This is a genomic window from Alistipes sp. dk3624, assembly GCF_009557455.1.
Lineage (GTDB): Bacteria > Bacteroidota > Bacteroidia > Bacteroidales > Rikenellaceae > Alistipes_A > Alistipes_A hominis.
This window is the reverse complement of record NZ_CP045651.1, coordinates 916,904-931,393: the sequence shown is the minus strand read 5'-3', so window position 1 is coordinate 931,393 and position 14,490 is coordinate 916,904. Positions and strand designations below refer to the sequence as shown.

The window sequence follows — 14,490 nt, the reverse complement described above, 5'->3', positions numbered from 1 at the left end:
CCGGAGTTTGGTTTTTAACAGAATTGATTACTTTTGTTATTTATTGGAACGAAAATAGAAAAAGGAGGAATGTTATGATTCCGAAAGTATACGACCGATGGCTTGCGAGACAGTCCGTCGTTTCGTGGATTTACGTGTTCGTCGGCAGTGTCGTGCTGTCCGCCGGGTTCGTGTTGTTTATGAACCCGTACCGCATCGTGCCGGGAGGGGTGTACGGCGCCGGCATCGTGCTGCACTATCTGTTTCCGTCGGTGCAGGTCGGGACGTTCGGCCTGATGCTCGACATCCCGCTGCTGCTGGTCGGGATGAAGGTATTCGGGCGGGCGTTCGGGGCGAAAACGATTTTTTCCGCGCTGTTGATCCCCCTTTCGATGAACGCGATGACGTGGCTTTTCGGCGAGAGTCCCGAAACGCTGTTCGGCGGAGCCATGAATCTGTCGCAGGACATGTTCCTGCCGTGTATCTTCGGCGGCGTGCTGATCGGCGCCGGAACCGGGCTGATCATCAAGTCGCACGCCACGTCGGGAGGCACCGACATCATCGCGAAGTTACTGACGCGCTACGCGCACATCCGCTTTTCGCGCGGAATACTGATCGTCGATTCGTGCGTCGTACTGTTCGGCATGATCGTTTTGGGAGACTGGCGCTTGCCGCTTTACTCGTTAGTCACTATCTTTGTCTCGTCGCGGGTCATCGACTATATCCTCGACGGCGCGAGCTACGACAAGCTGCTGTTCATCGTTTCCGACCGGCGCGAGCAGATCCGGGAATATATCCTCGAACGAATGGGACGCGGAGGCACTTACCTGAAGGCGTCGGGTTTGTACACCGCGCGGGATAAGGAGGTGATTTTCGTGGTGGTGAGCCGCGGCGAGGTGTCGATGGTGCGCAGTATGGTGCACGAGATCGATCCGACGGCGTTCGTCGTGATTGTCGATGCCGACGAAACTTATGGGGACGGTTTCAAGCCTTTCCCGCAAAAAGAGTAAACGATGGATTTCAATGCCGAAAATCTGAAAAAACTGCGGCCGTTGTCCGGCGATGGCAGTAAACTGTATATCGAAACCTACGGCTGTCAGATGAATGTCAGCGACAGCGAAGTGGTGCTGTCGATCCTGCAGCGCGACGGATACCGTTACACCGAGCGGATCGACGAAGCGGACGTGATCCTCGTGAATACCTGTTCGGTACGCGACAATGCCGAGCAGCGCGTCCTCGGCCGTTTGCGCGAGTTCAAGCCTTATAAGCGGCGTAAGAAAGCGTTGCTCGTCGGCGTGATCGGCTGCATGGCCGAACGGATGAAAGAGCAGTTGATGGAGCGCGAACAGTTGGTCGATATCGTGGCCGGGCCGGACTCTTACCGCGATCTGCCTCGGCTGCTGCGGCAGGCCGGCGACGGCAGCCGTTCGGTCAACGTGCTGTTGTCGCAGGAGGAGACTTATGCCGAAATCGCCCCGGTGCGGCTCGATAAGAACGGCGTCAGCGCTTTTATTTCGATCATGCGCGGGTGCAACAACATGTGTTCGTACTGCGTGGTTCCCTATACGCGCGGAGCCGAACGCAGCCGCGATCCGCGGACGATTCTCCGCGAAGCCCGCGAGCTGTTCGACGCCGGTTACCGCGAGGTGACGCTGCTCGGGCAGAACGTCAATTCGTACCGTTGGGAACAGGACGGGCATTCGACCGGCTTCGCCGCGCTGCTCGATGCGGTAGCCGGGATCGATCCGCTGTTGCGGGTGCGGTTTTCGACTTCGCATCCGAAAGACCTCAGCGACGAGGTGCTGCATGTGATGGCGCGGCGGGAGAACCTGTGCCGCGCAATCCACCTGCCGGCGCAGTCCGGCAGCACGCGGATGCTGGAGTTGATGAACCGAAAATACACCCGCGAGTGGTACCTCGGCCGGATCGCCGCGATCCGGCGTATCTTGCCCGACTGTGCGCTGTCGACCGATCTGATCGCCGGTTTCTGCACCGAGACCGATGCGGATCACCGCGACACGCTGTCGCTGATGCGGGAAGTCGGCTACGAATTTGCCTTCATGTTCAAATATTCCGAACGCCCGAATACCAAGGCGGCCCGCCGCTATGCCGACGACGTGCCCGATGACGTGAAGACGGCCCGACTGACCGAAATCATCGGCCTGCAGAACGAACTGTCGCTGCAAAGCAACCGCCGCGACGTGGGCCGCACGTTCGAAGTGCTGATCGAAGGCGTTTCGAAACGCAGCGACGACCGGCTGTTCGGCCGCACGTCGCAGAACAAAGTCGTCGTCTTCGACCGCGGCGACCGGCGGATCGGCGAATACGCGACCGTCCGGATCACCGATTGCAGTTCGGCCACGCTGATCGGCGAACTGCTTTAGCTCTTTTCGAAAGTCCCAAAACTGAAAAAACAGACCGGCGGAAAGCATGTCCCTGTCCTCCGGTTTTTTTAGTCTGCTTTTATATCTAAAAAAGCGGTCGGTTGATAGTTGTTGGTGCCACCTGGATCAGTCTGAGTTCTGTTCCTCCGCTACCGTTTATCGGATCATTCCAATCGATCAGGTAAATCTGTTTACCGGTGGTTTTGAGCGAGTCTGCCCACGCCCATGATTCTTCTTTCGTTTTGATGGATGCCAATTTGTTTTCCAGCGTGATCGGATTGAACGTATTGATAAACCGCAACATGGTTCGGGGTCCCGTGACGATTTCCATCTGATCTTTTGCGGGGTCTACCGGGCGGGTTTTGCTGAGTTCCGCCGGATTGAAACTGCAATGGAAAAAGAGTATGTAAATGTTTTTTTGTTTCGATTTCATTTCGAAACTGATCGGCCGATGCGCGAATAACGGGTCATTGTCGTTTTCAGCATCTTCGAATCTTTCGATGCCTTCCCGGGTGTCTTGTGTAGATGCGGAACAGTATAAATAAATCGCATCGCCTTTGACACGGGGTTGGGGTTCGACACCGAGTGCCGTGAATGCCGCTGAGCAAACGAATACAAATAGCAACCATGTTTTCATAATTCGACAGGCTCGTTTTTGTAAATATAATGAAAATCGGCAGAAAGAATCGCACCTTTCTGCCGATAGTTATCATTTAGTATTTAATTTGTTAGTAAGACGGACGGTTGGTAAGGGTAGGCCTTACCTGGATCAGTCTGAGTTCTGTTCCTCCGCTACCATTTATCGGATCATTCCAATCGATCAGGTAAATCTGTTTACCGGTTGCTTTAAGCGAATCCACCCAGGCCCATGATTCTTCTTTCGTTTTGAAGGATGCCAATTTGTTTTCCAGCGTGATCGGGTTGAACGTATTGATAAACCGCAGCATGGTTCGGGGTCCCGTGACGATTTCCATTTGGTCTTTCGCCGGGATTACCGGGCGGGTTTTGCTTAATTCGGTCGGATTGTAGTTGAAAAAAGCAAAATCAATATAAATATCTTTAGTTTTTGAAACCATCTGAAAAAAGATAGGTCTATGTACATAAAGCGGGTCATTGTCGTTTGCCGGATTTTCTCCTCTTTCGACGCCTTCGTCGGGATCGGTGCGTGAAGTACAATAGAAATAGATCGCATCGCCCTTGACACGCGGTTGGGGTTCGGCGCCGAATACCGTCAGTGCGGCCGGACAAATAAGTGCGAATAATAACAGAAGTTTCATAATCGAAACAATATAGGTAAATTTAATGAAACCGGCGGAAATGTACAACTCTTTCCGCCGGTAATTTTCAGTTAATTTACCGTTTGTCAGTAAAGGGGCCGATTGGTAGCGGTTGGTATTACTTGGATCAGTTTGATCTGTCCGTTACCGTTTTGATTAAAAGAGTCGTTCCAGTCCAATATGTAAATTCTTTTGCCGGTGGCCTTGACCGAATCCACCCATGTCCACGCCTCTTCTTTCGTACGGAACGAGGCCAGTTTGTCTTCCAAGGTAATGGGTTTTAGTTCATAGATAAATTTCAGCATACCACGCGACGTAATCATAATTTCCAATTGATCTTTTGCCGGATTCACCGAACGAATTTTGGCCAATTCCGTCGGATTGTAATTGTAATGATCGAAGCAAACGTAAATGTCTTTCGATTTTGAGTACATCGTAAAAAAGATAGGGCGGTGTACATAAAGAGGATCGTTATCATCTTCAAAATCTTCATCTCTTCGAATTCCGTCGTTTGTTTCGGCTACGGCCGAACAGAAAAAGTACATATCTTGTGCTCCTGCGCGAAGTTGAGGTTGGGCATATAGTATGTTGTTAAATGCCAGGAATATAATTGTTGAAATTAATAATCGTCTCATTGCAATTAAATGTTAATTCAATTTAGTAAATGATGTTTGAATTTTGAAAAAACTTCTTTATTTTATTTTGTTTCTTTTTCTGCTGATTTTGAAATATAGGAGAATTTATGGTTCCTGCATATTTCATCAGATCATATTCATCATTTGGCCGCCCCGGAAACATTTTTTTTAGCCATTCGACATAAATTCCGTCTTCGACCATTTGTCGATGATGGTCATCATTGTCGGAAGAAGTTGGTTTTGTCACACCGGCTTTCAAATACAGATGAAGATGATACAACTCATGCACCATAATGAGTTGCTCCGCAAAAGTTCCCTGCGGGATCTGAGACGCGTCCAGGTCTATATACCATTTTCCCGAATATGGATCTTTTGTTACATATCCGATGTTCGAGGGATATTTGAAGTTGCGGATGATAAATTTATCGTCTACGATGGCCGAGTTGATATAAATCAGTCGAAAATCGAGAGTCGTCTGAGCATTATTAAACAAATTTTTCCACCGGACATAGGTGGTTGACACCGTCGGATACGGAGTTCCCGGTTTCCAACTGAACGATTGCGGCGTTATGTTCCCTCCGGGAGTTCCACCTCCTCCGGTGGTACCCCCTCCGGTGCTGCCTCCCCCTCCGGTGCCGCCTCCGCTGCCCGTCGAGCACAGTCCGTTGCAATATCCGCCGTAAGGACAATTCGCATTGGTGCACGTCTTCGGGTTACATTTGCACGGATAGCTTTTGCAGACCGGGCAACAGACGCACTCCTGACTGTGGCAGACAGGGCAGGCTACGACTTCCACCGGTTTGCAGTTCGGATTCGGGCAGGAGCCGTTTACGATCTGCCAGTTACAATAGGCGCAATAGTAACGCGTTTCGTCCTGCTCTGAGTCCGCGCTCCGGGTCATCAGTTCCGCCCCCGGGGTTGCCAGGCGCAGCCGGTCGGTCACTTCGGACGAATCCGTCGGTTGCTCTGACTCGGGAATACGGAGATGTACCTGGCAGTGCGATCCGTTCCGGTGTAAAAAAGCCGTAACATATTCGCCCGTCACGTCGGAAATCACTACGTATCCGCTGTATTGCCGATCCATCATAAACCGATAAGGATGTTTTTGACCCTTGCGTTCCCGAGCGCATGTCGGGTCGGGTATAAAGGTAGCCACAAAATAAAAAATGTCGTCGGTTTCGATGTTTTTTTTGATCACCAGGTTGCTGGTGATCGCTACCGGCGAAACGCCGCCTGGTCGATCGCCCGTCAGATGCGACTCGCACCAGCCCAGCAAAGGTCCGCCTCTCGTTTCCAACGGAATCTCCATTGTGACGCAAAGGTCGTTTTCGTCCGTTTGCCTCAGGTCGTTCCATAAAGGCGTAAATACCTCCTGAGACTCCGGTTGTTCGCAAATCGACGATTTTGTCTGCATGGGGTGCGTGTGTCGAAACGAGACCGCCCGCAAATCTTCTGCGGTTCGTTCGAAATAGGAACGGGCCTCTTGGGGGGAGAATTTTGAAGAAGAGTTCGTTGCGCTTGGAAATTCTGCATTATCATACGGATCGCTCTGGCAACTGCAAATAAAAATAAGTGCGATTATACAGCTTAATCGCCATTTTTTTTGATTCATTGATTTTGAATTTGAATTTTAGATAATAAATAACAGTGGATATTCCTTTGTTCCTGCATATAATGGTTTTATGTCATATACACCTCCTTTTTTATATAATTTGGATCAATATATGGAAAAACAAGGAGAAATCAATTAATTATGGCGTAAAAAGATGTTAAAATGTGTTTTTTAGGGTGGAATAGTATTTCTTATAGTATCCGTGCGACGGCGGTTGTTATCGCCGGACGAGAAAATGGTTCCGGGATTGGTCCGCATGTTTCGCAAAAAAGCCGCTCTCCAATCGGAGAACGGCTTTTTATCTGTTCTAACCTCGTTGCGTTTAGAACGGCAGGTCGTCTACTTCGGCGGACGAACTCGTCGAGGCCGGTTCGTCGGAAGCGAATGCGTCCATCGGCGGCAGCCCGTCGGCTACCGGAGCCTGCGGCTGCGGTTGCTGGGCCGCTTTGCGGGTGATTCTCCACGCGCGCGCTTCGGTAAACCAGCGGCCGTTGTATTCGCGCGATTCGACGTTGGCCGAAACGGCGACCGATTCGCCCGGTTGCAGCGTGCCGGCTTCCTGCGCCTTGTCGCCCCAGAACCCGACGCACAGTTTGCGGTTGAACTCGCCGGGCAGTTCGAATACCACCTCTTGTTTCATCCATTCGCCGCGGGCGCTCGTTCCCTTGACGAGCGGAAGTACCCGCCATACGGTTCCTTCGAATTCCATTACGCTTGGTCTTTAAAGATTTCGATGTTCAGAATCAGGTCGCCCTGGCGGATCTGGTCGATCACGTCGAGCCCTTCGACCACGCGGCCGAAACAGGTGTGCACGCCGTCCAGGTGCGCCGTATTCGTGCGGTTCATGCAGATGAAAAACTGCGATCCGCCGGTGTCCTTGCCGCGATGCGCCATCGACAGTACGCCCCGGTCGTGATACTGTTTGCCCGCCGATGTCTCGCACTTGATCGTATAGCCCGGACCGCCGGCTCCGGTTCCCTGCGGACAGCCGCCCTGGATCACGAAATCGGGAATAACGCGGTGGAACGTCAGCCCGTCGTAAAAGCCCGATTCGGCCAGTTTGCAGAAATTGTTCACCGCGATCGGCGTTTCGTTGTCGTAAAACTCGACGGTCATATCCCCCTTCTCGGTATGTATGATTCCTTTTGTCATGGTTTATTTTTTGTTATCGGTAATTGGTCAAGTCAAAGGTAAGGCTTTACCGGCTGAATTCCAAACCGGCCGGGCCGGGCGCTATTCGGCCGCCGTCGCCGGTTCCCGTTTGCGCAGGTTCATCCGCGGCGCCCGTTTGAATTCTTTGGTGCGGTCGAACAAGTAGCGGTAAGTCGTGTGCATTTTGTGCTTCTGGGCGCAGACGTAATTCTCGACCATCCGCATCATCACCGGGTTGAAGTCGCCGATCCATGCCAGTTCGAGGCTTTTATACCTGAATTTGATCTTTTTCGCCACGTCCTGTTCGAACGTGTAGATCATGCCCGATTCGATCCCTTTCCCCTGGAATTCGGGAACGACGCCGAAGATGAGGGCGAAGATGCGCGTCGCTTTTTTCGTCACCTTCAACCGCCACAGGAAGCGGAATTTCTGCAATAGGCCGAAACGCCCCTTCAGCGGCCCGATCACGCCGTTCAGGTCGGGAATCATCAAAAAGAAGCCGATCGGCCGGTCGTCGTAGTAGGCGAAATACATCAGGTGTTCGTCGATGATCGGCCGCATCTTTTTCAGCAGGGCGAAAGCGTGTTCGCGGTCGATCGGTTTGACGCCCGAGAATCCCGCCCATCCTTTGTTGTAAACCTCCAGGAAGTCGTCGGCGTATTTTTCGATCCGGCGCTTGTCCATGTGCTCGAACCGGTAGCGCGGCTCTTCCTTCAGCCGTTTGACCCGTTCGTAAACGTTTTCCGGAAACAGGCCTTCGGCCAGTTCGCGCAGGTAGGTGTGCTGGTTGAAATAGTTTTGGAAGCCGTAATTCTCGAACAGGCGGACGTAGTATTCGAAGTTGTACGGGTTGCAGTACAGCGGCGTGAATTCGAATCCCTTTACCAGCAATCCCCACCACGAATCGCGGTCGCCGAAGTTGATCGGGCCGTCCATCGCCTCCAGGCCGCGAGCGGCGAGCCAGTCGCGCGCCGCGTCGAAAAGCAGGTCGGCTACCCGTTGGTCGTCGATCGATTCGAAAAATCCGCAGCCGCCGGTCGGCTGGTATTCCGACGCTTTGACCAACTCGCGGTTGTAGAAGGCGGCGATGCGTCCGACCGCGCGGCCCCGTTCGTCGAGTGCGATCCAGCGGATCGCTTCGCCGTCGTGCAGCAATTCGTTGGTCTGCGGGCGGAACCGGTTTTCGATGTCGCTGTCCAACGGGCAGATCCAGTGCGGTTCGTCGCGGTAAAGCCGTTTGGGCAGGTCGAGAAATTCACGCGCAGCCCGCCGCGAGGTGACTTCTTCGAGCGTATAGTTAGCCATAGGGTTGTTCGATAGTTTGTGCAAAGGTAAAAAAAGTTCCAAAAAATGCGTAAGTTTGTTTCGCACTATTCGGATAAGATTATGACACAGGATACCATCGGCCGGATCACGGCCGACACGACGATCGACTACGGCAACCTGATGCGGCGGCGCATCCGCAAGGTACTGCTGATCGGAAGCAGTTACGATGCGTTCACGCTTGAGGAGGACGGCCGGATCGACGTGCAGATCAGCAACGAGTACATCGATCTGAACCTGAGCAATCCGCCGTCGTTCCGGCGCGTCAGTTCGTCGGTCGAAGCGCTCGAATTGTTGCGCGACGATCCAGGATTCGATTTGGTAATCAGTATGTTCAATGTCGGCGAGATCGACGTTTTCCACCTGTCGAAGCTGATCCGCGAACAGCAGCCGGACATTCCGATCGTGCTGCTGACCAATTTTTCGCGCGATATCGGGATGCGGATCGAGAACGAGGACACGTCGGCCATCGATTACACGTTCTATTGGCACGGCAATCCCGACCTGATCCTGACGATCATCAAGCTGATCGAAGACCGGATGAACGCCGACAACGACATCCTGCAGGTCGGCGTGCAGTCGATCTTGCTGGTCGAAGACTCGGTGAAGTACTATTCGACCTACCTGCCGACGATCTACAAGCTGGTGTTGCAGCAGAGCCGCGAATTCGCGAAGGAGGCGCTCAACGAGCAGCAGCAAAAGCTGCGCAAGCGCGCCCGGCCGAAGATCCTGCTGGCGACGAACTACGCGGAGGCGGTCGAACTGTATGAAAAATACAAGAACAACCTGCTGGGGGTGATTTCCGACGTCGGTTTCGTTATTCACAAGGACGATCCGGCGTCGAGCGAAAAGCTGGATGCGGGAATCGACCTCTGCAAGCTGATTAAAAAAGATAATCCGCAAATGCCGTTCCTGCTGCAATCGTCGCAGGAGAGTATGCGCGCGACGGCCGAGGAACTGGGCGTCGGCTTTATCGCGAAGTATTCGAAGACGCTGTTGATCGAACTGAGCGACTACATCGGCGAGGAGTTTTCGTTCGGCGATTTCGTGTTCAAGGATTTGAAGACGGGAACCGTGATCGGCCGCGCCCGCGACCTGCGCGATCTGCAACAGTTGGTTATGGAGATTCCCGAGGAGGTGCTGTTCTATCACGGCGAACGCAACCGGCTGTCGAAGTGGATGTATGCCCGCGGGCTTTTTTCGTTGGCGGCGACGGTGCGCAAGCTGCACAACGGTTCGTTCGACTCGATCGACCGGATGCGCGAATTCATCGCGCAGGCGATCCGCGAATACCGCATCCTGCAGGGATACGGCGTGGTGGCGCGTTTCGACCCCGACACGTACGACAATTACATCGGTTTCGCCCGGATCGGCAACGGTTCGCTCGGCGGTAAGGCGCGCGGACTGGCCTTTATGAACAGTATGCTGCATAAGTACCGCTTTTACGACAAGTACGAGGGCGTGCGGATCTACCTGCCGCGGACGCTGGTGATCGCCACCGACTGTTTCGACGAGTTCATCCGCGAGAACGGCCTGCAATACGTGATCAACTCCGATATCTCCGACGACGAGATACTTTCCGAATTCGTCAGCTCGCGGCTGCCCGAGTCGCTGGTCGACGACCTGCGAATCTTCATCCGCCACTCGTCGAAACCGTTGGCCGTGCGGTCGAGTTCGAAACTGGAGGACTCGCACTACCAGCCTTTTGCCGGTATCTATTCGACTTATATGATTCCGATGACCAGCAACGAAGACCAGACGCTGCGACTGCTCGGCAAGGCGATCAAGAGCGTTTATGCGTCGGTCTATTTCGCATCGAGCCGCGCCTATATCCAGGCGACGGCCAACCTGCTGAGCGAGGAGAAGATGGCCGTCGTGATCCAGGAGGTGTGCGGGACGGCCGACAGCGGGTATTTCTTTCCGACGATTTCCGGCGTGGCCCGTTCGCTGAATTTTTATCCGATCGGCGACGAGAAGCCGCAGGACGGTATCGTGAACCTCGCGTTCGGGCTCGGCAAGCTGGTTGTCGACGGCGGTCAGACGCTCCGCTTTTCGCCCCGTTATCCGAAAAACGTATTGCAACTTTCGACGCCCGAACTGGCGTTGAGCGAGACGCAGCGCGAGATGTATGCGTTGAACTTGAAGCCCGAAGAGTTCAAAACGTCGATCGACGACGCGGTGAACCTGCAGCGTTTCGAGATCAACAAGGCGAAGCATTTTCGCAACATGCGTCATGTCGCTTCGACCTGGGATATGCAGAATCAACGCATTACGGACAGTACGTTCGAAGACGGGCGCAAGATCGTCACCTTCTCGCGAATCCTGAAATACGATACGATCCCGCTGGCGCAGATCGTCTGCGACCTGCTCGAAATGGGCGAAAAAGAGATGCGTTGCCCGATCGAAATGGAGTTTGCCGTCGATATGGACGTGCCGTACGGCACGGATTGCGTGTTCAATTTCCTGCAGATACGTCCGATCGTCGATACGCAGTCGAACGTTTCGCTCGACTGGTCGGAGGTATCCCCCGACGGCGCGCTGGTCTATGCCGAACACGCTCTCGGGCTCGGCGCGATCGGCGACGTATGCGACGTGGTTTATATTCGCAACGAGGCGTTCGATTCGGCGCGCACGCAGCAGATCGCCGACGAGATCGGCGCGCTGAACAACCGGATGCGCGCAGAAAAGCGTTCCTACGTGCTGATCGGTCCCGGACGCTGGGGGTCGAGCGACCCGTGGCTCGGCATTCCGGTCAAGTGGACCGCGATTTCGGAAGCGAAAGTGATCGTCGAGTGCGGGCTCGAAAATTTCCGCGTCGAACCGAGTCAAGGGACCCATTTTTTCCAGAACCTCACGTCGTTCGGCGTCGGCTACATGACCATCAGCCCGTTCCTCGGCGACGGAGCGTTCGACGCGGCTCAGTTGGACGGCGAACAAGCCGTCTACGAGAGCGAATTGGTGCGGCATGTCCGTTTTACGGAGCCGCTGTACATTTACGTCGACGGCCGCAAAAACAAAGGCATCATCCGCAAAGGATGACCGGAAGGATAAAGAGGCCGGGAACGGGCCGGGAAGCGTCAGATGTAGATTTCGCCTTTGAGATAGAGTTCGGCCCGGCCGCTGATTTCGACCCTTTCGCCGAGGACTCTGCACCGTAAGTAACCTTTCCGGGCGGACAGTTGTATCGCCGACAGTTCGGTTTTGCCGTACTTTGCGGCCCAGTACGGGGCGAGGGTCGTGTGCGCCGATCCGGTGACGGGATCTTCGGCGACTCCCGATTGCGGAGCGAAAAAACGGGATACGAAATCCGCCTTTTCGCCTTTTGCCGTAACGATGACCCCCCGGGCTTTCAATTTTGCGATGGATTCCAATCGCGGTTCGATGTTGGCGACATCGGCTTCGTTCGCGAAAACCAGCATGTAATCGGTTCTTCCTTTATAGGTCCCGACCGGTTTTTTATCGAAGCAGTTCAGGAGTTCGTCCGAAACCGGAACTTCGTGCGGTTCGTCGGCCGGAAAGTCCAGCGTCAGGCCGTCCGGTTTTTTGCTCACCTGCAATTCCCCGCTCCGGGGCGAGTAGAAACGGATCGGGGTTTCTCGCCGATCTTCGTATTCGAACAGGACGTGGGCCGCCGCCAACGTGGCGTGACCGCACAGGTCTACCTCGGTGTTCGGCGTAAACCATCTGATTTCGTACCGGTCGCCCCGGCCGACGTAAAAGGCCGTTTCGGCGAGGTTGTTTTCCATCGCGATTTTCTGCAAGAGGTCGTCGCTTATCCAACTGTCCAGCGGGCAGACGGCCGCCGGGTTGCCCGTGAATAACTTTTCGGCGAATGCATCGACCTGGTATAGTTTATACGTATTCATCGTTGTTCGGAACTTCCGGTTCGCTATGCATGTTTTTGCAGCACCATTTTTTTGTCCACGCACCGGGGAAGCTCCCGCTCGTAGTGCGTCACGTAGATCATCGTCTTGTCCGGCCGGCGGCAGAAAGCCTCGATCACGGCGCGGGCGCGCTCCTTGTTGTAGCAGTCGAGTCCGTGCAACGGTTCGTCGAGGATCAGCAGGTCGGGGTCTTTGACGAAGGCGCGCGCCAGCAGCAGCAGTCGCTGTTCGCCCGACGACAGTTTCACGAACGATTTATCCCGCAGTCCGCCCATTTCGAACGTCTTCAGCCACTCTTCGCAGACGGCCCGCTGGTCGTCGTTCGGAGTCAGGTACAGGCCGATCGAATCGAAAAATCCGGACGCCACGATGTCGATCGCCGGGATATTCTTGATGTACGAGCGGTGCATCTCCGGCGAGACGTAGCCGATGTGCTTTTTGATATCCCAGATGCTTTCGCCCGATCCGCGTTGCCGTCCGAACAGCACGATGTCCTGGGCGTAGGATTGCGGGTTGTCGGCGCAGATCAGGCTCAGCAGCGTCGATTTGCCGGAGCCGTTGGCGCCGGTCAGCGTCCATTTGTCGCCGCCCCGGATTGTCCAGTTTACCGAGTCGAGCACCGTCCGTTCGCCGTAGCGGATCGTAACGTTGCGCAGCCGCACCACTTCGTCGCAATGCAGCGGTTCGGCGAGGGGAGGGGGTAGTTGGATCGGCTGCCGTTCGTAAGCGGCGGTCATTTCGGCCCGGCGTCGCGAGAACGGTTCGTCGCGCAGGAACGTTTCGCGGGTCTGCTTCGCGCCGCACCGCATACCGTCCACCGTGCAGACGTGCGTGACGAACGACGGGATGTCGGCCGGGGACGAGACCGACAGCACGATTTGTACGTCCGACCGGCGGGTCAGCGTGACGAACAGCTCTTCGAGCGTCCGGCGCGCTTCGACGTCCAGTCCGATGAACGGGCTTTCGACGACCAGTACGCGCGGCGCGGCCAGCAGCATTTTGGCGATCTGGAATTTCCGCAGTTCACCGCTCGACAGCAGGATGATCTGTTTTTGCAACATGCCGCGGATGCCGAGCAGGTCGAAGATCCGTTCGCGTTCCAGCGGGTCGCAGGTCACGCGGTCGAACATTTCCGAGGCCAGCGGCGCGCTTTCGCGGTCGGTGGCGTTCCACCGCTGCTGGTAATAGTATTCTCCGTCGGCGCTGCCGTAAGCGTCGCGGAATGTGATGTAGCGGATGTGCTGCGACGCACGGTTGTCGTCCGAGCGGAAATCGTAGTTCAACTTGCCTTCCGCGAGGTAAAGGTTGCCCAACAGCGTTTCGATTAGGATCGTTTTGCCGCTGCCGTTGAGCCCCATGACGGCGATATGCTCCCCGGCTTCGAGCGTGAAATTGACGGGCGTGCGGAACCGCCGGCTTTCGTCGCGGACGACTCCGTTTTGCAGTGCTATGATCGGTTGTTCCATCGTTTTCCGGTTTGGTCGCCGCAAAGGTACGCAAAAATACCCGACGATGACCGGAAGGCGGAGCGCGCGGGATTATATTTTACAGTTCGTATAGACCGCCGCCCGTTCGGCGCGGCGGAGGATGTACCCCGCGGGATATTCCGCTCCCTGCGGGCCGTCTATTTTTTGCAGGATTTCCGCCTTTCCGGGGCCGATGACCGGAAACAGCAGTTCCGCCCCGTTGAGGATCAGCGGGCCGGTCATCGTGATCCGCCACTGACCGGTGACCGGATGCCGCGATACCGCGTAACAGGCCGGGTCGGTCAGTAATCCGGGCGTGTGCGGGAAGATCGAAGCGGTGTGGCCGTCGTCGCCGATGCCGAGGACGACCGCATCGAAGCGCGGCAGTCCGTCTTGTAGCGGCAGTTCGGCCCGGACGGCCGCCGCGTAGCGCCGGGCTTCTTGTTCGGGATCCTCTTCGCCCCGTATCCGGAACAGGTGGTTGTCGGGGATGCCGATCTTTTGAAACAGCAGTTCGTCGGCATATTTGAAATTGCTTTCCGGGTCGTCCGGCGGGACGCATCGTTCGTCGACCCAATAGAAGCGCAGCCGTGACCACGCGATTTTCCGTACATATTCCTGCGCCCAGAGCCGGAACAGCAGTTTGGCCGTCCCGCCGCCCGAGAGGGCGATGTGGAACGGACCGTCCGTTTTTTGCCGGACCGCTGCGGCCAGTTGTTCGGTCATTGCCTGCAGTGCGTCGTGCACGCAGTCGAAAGAGAGCATTTCCATAGCGTGT

Annotated in this window: 13 protein-coding genes; 3 read left to right on the top strand and 10 right to left on the bottom strand. The window is 55.1% G+C overall.

Features of this window, described 5'->3' with window-relative positions:
- The first annotated feature begins 74 nt into the window (after nt 1–74).
- Entirely contained in the window at nt 75–989 is a 915-nt protein-coding gene (locus GFH31_RS03910; protein ID WP_101572536.1) for a YitT family protein, read from the top strand.
- A gap of 3 nt (nt 990–992) precedes the next feature.
- On the top strand, nt 993–2,363 hold the full coding sequence (miaB, locus tag GFH31_RS03905; protein ID WP_118457829.1) for a tRNA (N6-isopentenyl adenosine(37)-C2)-methylthiotransferase MiaB: 1,371 nt from the start codon (nt 993–995) through the stop codon (nt 2,361–2,363).
- Between the two features lie 85 nt (nt 2,364–2,448).
- On the opposite strand, the gene GFH31_RS03900 is transcribed toward miaB, so the two are convergent.
- The 7 genes from GFH31_RS03900 to GFH31_RS03870 all read right to left on the bottom strand — a co-directional run bounded on the left by GFH31_RS03900 (nt 2,449) and on the right by GFH31_RS03870 (nt 8,344).
- A complete protein-coding gene (locus tag GFH31_RS03900) occupies nt 2,449–3,000 on the bottom strand; it encodes a hypothetical protein (RefSeq protein ID WP_153498178.1) in 552 nt (183 codons plus the stop codon).
- A gap of 91 nt (nt 3,001–3,091) precedes the next feature.
- The gene (locus GFH31_RS03895; RefSeq protein ID WP_153498179.1) at nt 3,092–3,640 is read right to left on the bottom strand and encodes a hypothetical protein; all 549 of its coding nucleotides are present in this window, start codon (nt 3,638–3,640) and stop codon (nt 3,092–3,094) included.
- 86 nt (nt 3,641–3,726) lie between these two features.
- Complete coding sequence (locus tag GFH31_RS03890; protein WP_153498180.1) at nt 3,727–4,275, bottom strand: hypothetical protein; 549 nt, start codon at nt 4,273–4,275, stop codon at nt 3,727–3,729.
- Between the two features lie 22 nt (nt 4,276–4,297).
- Complete coding sequence (locus GFH31_RS03885; RefSeq protein ID WP_153498181.1) at nt 4,298–5,689, bottom strand: hypothetical protein; 1,392 nt, start codon at nt 5,687–5,689, stop codon at nt 4,298–4,300.
- Nucleotides 5,690–6,209: 520 nt separating this feature from the next.
- On the bottom strand, nt 6,210–6,596 hold the full coding sequence (locus tag GFH31_RS03880) for a DUF3127 domain-containing protein (RefSeq protein ID WP_055204751.1): 387 nt from the start codon (nt 6,594–6,596) through the stop codon (nt 6,210–6,212).
- Nucleotides 6,596–7,039 (bottom strand): peptidylprolyl isomerase, encoded by a 444-nt coding sequence (locus GFH31_RS03875; RefSeq protein WP_055204752.1) that lies wholly within the window; start codon nt 7,037–7,039, stop codon nt 6,596–6,598. Before GFH31_RS03875 ends, GFH31_RS03880 begins: the two co-directional genes overlap by 1 nt.
- 81 nt (nt 7,040–7,120) lie before the next feature.
- The gene (locus GFH31_RS03870) at nt 7,121–8,344 is read right to left on the bottom strand and encodes a hypothetical protein (protein WP_055204753.1); all 1,224 of its coding nucleotides are present in this window, start codon (nt 8,342–8,344) and stop codon (nt 7,121–7,123) included.
- An 81-nt stretch (nt 8,345–8,425) separates the two neighbouring features.
- On the opposite strand from GFH31_RS03870, the gene GFH31_RS03865 reads away from it, so the two are divergent.
- Nucleotides 8,426–11,401 (top strand): PEP/pyruvate-binding domain-containing protein, encoded by a 2,976-nt coding sequence (locus tag GFH31_RS03865; protein WP_055205137.1) that lies wholly within the window; start codon nt 8,426–8,428, stop codon nt 11,399–11,401.
- 38 nt (nt 11,402–11,439) lie between these two features.
- Here the strand turns inward: GFH31_RS03865 and GFH31_RS03860 are convergent, their stop codons facing one another.
- The 3 genes from GFH31_RS03860 to pgl all read right to left on the bottom strand — a co-directional run bounded on the left by GFH31_RS03860 (nt 11,440) and on the right by pgl (nt 14,483).
- Nucleotides 11,440–12,228, bottom strand: a complete 789-nt coding sequence (locus tag GFH31_RS03860; RefSeq protein WP_118457819.1) for a PhzF family phenazine biosynthesis protein — start codon at nt 12,226–12,228, stop codon at nt 11,440–11,442.
- Nucleotides 12,229–12,251: 23 nt separating this feature from the next.
- Nucleotides 12,252–13,712: an ATP-binding cassette domain-containing protein gene (locus GFH31_RS03855; RefSeq protein ID WP_118457817.1), complete on the bottom strand. Its 1,461-nt coding sequence runs from the start codon at nt 13,710–13,712 to the stop codon at nt 12,252–12,254.
- Nucleotides 13,713–13,784: 72 nt separating this feature from the next.
- On the bottom strand, nt 13,785–14,483 hold the full coding sequence (gene pgl / locus GFH31_RS03850) for a 6-phosphogluconolactonase (RefSeq protein WP_055204758.1): 699 nt from the start codon (nt 14,481–14,483) through the stop codon (nt 13,785–13,787).
- Between the last annotated feature and the right edge of the window lie 7 nt (nt 14,484–14,490).